Consider the following 4,986-nt stretch of genomic DNA (forward strand, 5'->3'; position numbering starts at 1 on the left):
GTCAGTTCGACAAATGCTTACTTTAAGTCATTACAAGTTTAAGAAATTTATCAAACACAAAGCGAGTGAATTTCATAAAATAGTAATTGATGTTAATGAAGCATATACTTCAAAAACAGTAAGTTGGACTGGTGAAATTATCAATAATCTAGGAGGATCTAAAACTATCAAATCTCAGATAGATAGTAGAACTATGAACCGAGATTTGAATGGTGCGCGAGGAATTTATCTTCGTGCATTGGTTGATACGCCTTGGTTGAGAGAGAATCTCAACTTATGTATTTGTTAGCGTTAGTTAGCAAAAAAGTATCGGATACCTACAATAACCTGTAATTTCCAATTTCCTATCCCCAATCTTCAATCCCTGTGTTAGATTGGGCATACTTGATATATATTTTTTCCTTTGACACAGTTGTCACTATGGTAATTACAAAGAGTAAGCTGGTTTTAGGTGCTACGGTAGTAGCTTTGTCTACAATTGCTGCTACTGGCTTAGGCATACACTCAATTGGTAAAGCTTCATTTAAAGATAGTCATAAAGATTTAATAGATGAAGTTTGGCAGATTATCTACTACCGTTATGTAGATGGCACTTTTAACCAGGTAGATTGGCAAGCTGTACGGAAAGAATATCTAAGTAAGACCTATGCTGATGATAAGGAAGCATACAAGTCCGTCCGGGAGATGCTCAAAAAGCTAGAAGACCCCTATACCCGGTTTATGGATCCTGAAGAATTTAAAAATATGCAGGTTGATACCTCTGGTGAACTTACAGGTATTGGTATCACTATTAGTCAAGACGAAAAAACCAAACAACTAGTTGTGATTGCCCCTATTGAAGACACACCAGCATTTAAAGCGGGTATTTTAGCGAAAGATGTAATTCTGGAGATTGATGGCAAAAGTACGAAACAGATGGATACTAATGATGCAGTATCTCTCATTCGTGGTGAATCAGGAACAAGGGTGAAGTTAACGATTCTCCGCAATGGTCAGAAAAAACAGTTTAACATCCAAAGAGCGCGAATTGAAATTCATCCTGTCCGCTTTTCAGAAAAGAAAACCCCATCTGGCAACATTGGCTATATTCGCTTAAATCAATTTAGCGCCAATGCCAGCAAGGAAATGAAGGATGCTATTAAAAATTTAGAAGGTAAACAGGTTTCTGGCTATATTTTAGATTTACGTGGCAATCCGGGCGGGTTACTATACGCCAGTGTAGAAATAGCACAGATGTGGATGAATACAGGTACAATTGTTTCTACTATTGATCGCAAAGGTATGCAAGATCAACAAGTTGCTAATGGCTCGGCTTTAACTAACAAGCCATTGGTGGTATTAGTAGATAAGGGGTCAGCTAGTGCTAGTGAAATCCTCTCTGGGGCATTACAAGATAATAAACGGGCGATTTTAGTCGGAAATCAAACCTTTGGTAAGGGGTTAGTTCAGTCTGTGCAACCTTTAAAATCTGGTTCCGGTTTGGCTGTGACTATTGCTAAATATCATACTCCCAGTGGGAAAGATATTAATAAACATGGTATTGATCCCGATGTCAAGGTAAAATTAACCGATGCCCAACGTCAAGAGTTATGGTTGCGTGGAAGGGATAAACTGGCAACTATGGAAGATCCTGAATTTGCTAAAGCTGTACAATTATTAGGTAAACAAGCTGCTGGTAATACTAATACAACCAAGAACAATTAAATAGGGGTTGACAGTTGTACGGGCGAACGGCCGTTCGCCCCTCCTGCCTCACTCCCAGCAATGCAAATTAATGTGACTATTTGCCACTACAACCGCAGAGGCAAAATTTTCTCCTGCTGTTAATTCTCTTAAGGTCCAATTTCCTGAAACCAATAATTGACTAGGTTGATTTGGTGTTAAATCAATTTCAATTTCTTCTAATTGGACTAAACCATATCCTGTAGCTTTTAAATAGGCTTCTTTGCAAGTCCAATAACGAAAAAATATTTGTTGCTGTTCTGCTGGAGAAACTAGACGTAAGTGTTCATATTCTCTAGGTGAAAAGAAGCGTTTAGCCAGACTTTCTAAGTCAGACATAGTACGAATATATTCTAAATCTACACCTATTTGATGTTGATAACTTAGCCCCAATAAAGCTAAATTTTGGGAATGGGATAAATTAAATAATAATCCTCTATCCGCAAATTTAGCCGCTAATAAAGGCTTACCACGGGCTTGATATGCAAATTCTACTTGTTTGGGATCAATACCTAAATATTGCCCTAAAATGGTGCGAAGAGTGCCGCGTCCAGCGATAAATCTTTGCCGATGTTCGGGAAAATAAAACCTTTCAGCGCGAGTAATTTCATCACTGGATAAAGTTGCTTGCAAAGCTTGTAATTGTGATTCTGACTGGTGGAGATTAATCCGCCAAATATGCACATCATCAGATGATAAAATTAGGTTTTTGGGTGCAGGTAGCCAGTTGTAATTAAACACAATCGCTAATAATTAAAATGTAAGGATTCAGGATACAGAATGTTTTAGAACTTTTGCAGAGAAACATTTTCAATTTTTTGGCTACGTCTTGTTTCTATCCATTCTAAAATGCGATTCCAAGCCCACCATTGATCAGGATCTTGATATTGATTTTGACATTTTTTACTACTTATGTAACCAACATGACCACCATAGCGGGTGAGTAATAAATCTATATCAGAATTTTTACTAGCAGCGGTTTCTAAATCAGGAATAATAGCAGGATCAAATAAGGGGTCATCGGCAGCATATAAAATTAAGGTGGGCTTAGATAGTTGAGGTAATAATTCTAACCCACTGCTGGCTTGATAGTAGTCGGCAACGGTGGCAAAACCTAAACGTTCAATTACCAGTTCTTCGTCAAATCCCCAAATGCTATTAGCCCTGGCAATAGCTTCTGGTTGAATAGATTCAGGATAAGCTCCATGAATTTTCCAAGCGAGTTTTTTCAACTCTTTGGCAATACGGGACTCAACATATTTACCGAAAGGGTGTGTAACTAAATATGTGAGCGATCGCAAGGAATCCAAACTCGGACAAATCACCGCCCCACCGGCAATATCAATATCTTGAGGTGCTAGATCTGTGGCTGCCTTCACGCCCCACAGTGCCAATTGTCCTCCTAAAGAATAGCCTGTAAACCAAAATGGTGAAGGACAACCTATTTTTGCAGCAGTTTGGGCAATTCTGACAAAATCTTCCCCTTCATACAAACCATCAGATGTCAATGTTGGTGATAATTCTGCGGTTTTACCATGCGCTCGCCAATCAAATAACACCACAGCATAACCCTGGGCGTAAGCTTTACGTCCCAAAATTTGCAAAAACCATTGTTGATCTAGTTCTCCAGTAATCCCATAAGTACCAACAATTGTACCATGGGCATTGGGGGGGATGGCGACCTGACCAAAAATTGGCACACCCTGACCACCTGTGAAGATAACTTCGTGATATTTTGGTTCTGGATGAGTAGTTTTACTATCCCAATCCCGACAAGCCCACAAAGCGATATAGGTTGTCATGGCCACGCCATTTCGCAAAAAATAGGGCGGTAAATACTCGTATTTATACATAATGCTAGTATAACGAATTTCACAATCATTTAATTTTAATATTTATATTAGATTTAAAATATTTTTTATAATTGAGATGGTAATCTTTGTATATACCAAAGGTTCTATTTATCCTTAAATAAAGTAGTCATAATTTTTTAAGAATGCCGAGGATTCTTGTCATAGACGATGACCCAGCGATTTCAGAACTTGTTGCCGTCAACTTGGAAATGGCTGGCTACGATGTTAGTCAAGCTGAAGACGGCATCAAAGGTCAAGCGCTGGCTCTCCAGCTACAACCCGACTTAATCATGCTCGATCTGATGCTACCTAGGGTAGATGGGTTTACAGTTTGTCAACGCTTACGTCGGGATGAACGTACTGCGGAAATTCCTGTATTGATGTTGACTGCTTTAAGCCAAACTCAGGATAAGGTAGAAGGATTTAATGCTGGTGCAGATGACTACCTTACCAAACCCTTTGAGGTAGAAGAATTATTGGCACGAGTGCGGGCTTTGTTGCGACGTACTGACCGAATTCCCCAAGCTGCAAAACATAGCGAAATTCTCAACTATGGACCCCTAACCCTTGTTCCTGAAAGATTTGAGGCGATTTGGTTCAAAGCAACGGTGAAACTGACTCATTTAGAGTTTGAATTACTTCACTGTCTGTTACAACGTCATGGACAAACGGTTTCTCCCAGTGAAATCCTCAGAGAAGTTTGGGGTTATGATCCTGATGATGACATTGAGACTATTCGGGTACATATTCGCCACTTGAGGACAAAACTCGAACCCGATCCTCGTCATCCACGCTACATTAAAACTGTCTATGGTGCGGGATATTGTCTAGAGTTACCTAGTGTACCTCCTCCGAGTGAGGAAGCGATCGCCACAATTGTTGAGTGAACTCTGGTTAAATATCCCCAGTTAGTCTAGGGGTGTGGACAGTATCTCCACCCCCTACCCCTTTTCAACTGCTATATAAAGCGAATCTGAGAAAGTGATAGGTTTTTAATGTTTATTCCTTGCACCTAATTCACTTTTTTAAGCCTGAAACTCTTAATATATCTAGGTTTTTGGTTTATTCAGCAAGCCCTAAGTGAAATTTATCTGCACCCAATTGTCCCCTAATTATTAGCAAAGTTTTTTAAATCAACATCTAAATCAGTGTCATCATAATGAATATTAATGTTTCTGATAGCTAATTCATTCTGAAATTGTAGTAATGGCATTTGTGCTAGTTCAGACGCTTTACCAATACTAATTTTTTTTCTTTGAAATAAGAAGATAATCAACTCTAAAACTAATTCTTTTTCTGATAATCCACTGGCTTGAACAATATCTTCGGAAATGACTAAGCTCATTGTGATCCTCCTGTTAACACAGATTAGAGGAGTTATAACACATAGGTAGGGTTTGCTGAAAAAGTT

The 4,986-nt window shown here is 38.8% G+C and carries 6 protein-coding genes; 3 read left to right on the forward strand and 3 right to left on the reverse strand.

The features are described 5' to 3' along the window. Both CUN59_RS17110 and ctpC read left to right on the forward strand, forming a co-directional pair. The coding region (locus CUN59_RS17110; RefSeq protein ID WP_165790220.1) for a zinc ribbon domain-containing protein at positions 1-289 on the forward strand (289 nt) is incomplete at its 5' end. A gap of 131 nt (positions 290-420) precedes the next feature. Then, positions 421-1,704: a carboxyl-terminal processing protease CtpC gene (ctpC, locus tag CUN59_RS17115; protein ID WP_104388979.1), complete on the forward strand. Its 1,284-nt coding sequence runs from the start codon at positions 421-423 to the stop codon at positions 1,702-1,704. A gap of 48 nt (positions 1,705-1,752) precedes the next feature. Here the strand turns inward: ctpC and hetI are convergent, their stop codons facing one another. Beyond that, positions 1,753-2,463, reverse strand: coding sequence for a 4'-phosphopantetheinyl transferase HetI (hetI, locus tag CUN59_RS17120; protein ID WP_104388980.1), 711 nt, complete (start codon positions 2,461-2,463; stop codon positions 1,753-1,755). Between the two features lie 44 nt (positions 2,464-2,507). After that, a complete protein-coding gene (locus tag CUN59_RS17125) occupies positions 2,508-3,575 on the reverse strand; it encodes a YheT family hydrolase (protein ID WP_104388981.1) in 1,068 nt (355 codons plus the stop codon). A gap of 143 nt (positions 3,576-3,718) precedes the next feature. Between CUN59_RS17125 and rpaA the strand changes: the two genes are divergently transcribed. Continuing rightward, a complete protein-coding gene (rpaA, locus tag CUN59_RS17130; protein WP_104388982.1) occupies positions 3,719-4,462 on the forward strand; it encodes a two component system response regulator RpaA in 744 nt (247 codons plus the stop codon). Between the two features lie 221 nt (positions 4,463-4,683). Here rpaA and CUN59_RS17135 read toward each other — a convergent pair whose 3' ends face one another. Continuing rightward, positions 4,684-4,920, reverse strand: coding sequence for a UPF0175 family protein (locus CUN59_RS17135; RefSeq protein ID WP_104388983.1), 237 nt, complete (start codon positions 4,918-4,920; stop codon positions 4,684-4,686). Positions 4,921-4,986 lie beyond the last annotated feature (66 nt).

The organism is Cuspidothrix issatschenkoi CHARLIE-1 (assembly GCF_002934005.1).
Taxonomy (GTDB): Bacteria; Cyanobacteriota; Cyanobacteriia; order Cyanobacteriales; family Nostocaceae; genus Cuspidothrix; species Cuspidothrix issatschenkoi.